At 70.2% G+C, this 503-nt stretch carries 2 protein-coding genes; one reads left to right on the top strand and one right to left on the bottom strand.

What is annotated here, in order from left to right; genetic code table 11:
* The coding region (locus ACYU7Q_RS21950; protein WP_460611592.1) for an ATP-binding cassette domain-containing protein at positions 1-161 on the bottom strand (161 nt) is incomplete at its 3' end.
* Positions 162-298: 137 nt separating this feature from the next.
* On the opposite strand from ACYU7Q_RS21950, the gene ACYU7Q_RS21945 reads away from it, so the two are divergent.
* The coding region (locus ACYU7Q_RS21945) for a hypothetical protein (protein ID WP_460611591.1) at positions 299-503 on the top strand (205 nt) is incomplete at its 3' end.

The raw sequence follows: 503 nt of genomic DNA, 5'->3' as shown, positions 1-503 counted from the left end.
CGCAGCAGGGTGCTCTTCCCGCAGCCCGATGGTCCGACAATGCTGACAAAGTCGCCGGGGGATAGATCGAGGTCGACGGCGCGCAGCGCCTGAGTGCCTGTGTCGAAGGTTTTTTCCACTCCCGCGAAGCGGAGTGTGCCTCGGGTGAGTACGGCGGTCATGCTGGCCTCACGGTGGGTTCGGGGTAAGGGGTCAGTGCGGTCCGCCGGTCGACAGTGGTCCGGCTGACAATCCGTCCGTTGTGGACGACGATGCGGGCATCGCCGGGCCCCGCGAGGGCGTCGGCGAGTGAAGCGGCTTGCACGGCGACGAAGTTCGCGCGCGCGCCCACGGTGGGCCCGGCGGGCGGGAGCCCGACCCGGTCGAGTACCTGCACAACGCGTTCGAGCAGACGAAGCTGGCGACGTCGGACCCCAACGAGTGGTTCGGCACGACGACGGCGTGCAGCGCGCTGCTGGGCGCCGACCCGAACGGCGAGTCCGGGCCGCGGCCCGTCCTGTACG

The organism is Hymenobacter terrigena (assembly GCF_054776515.1).
The sequence above is the reverse complement of the archived record's forward strand: the minus strand, read 5'-3'. Positions and strand labels throughout refer to the sequence as shown.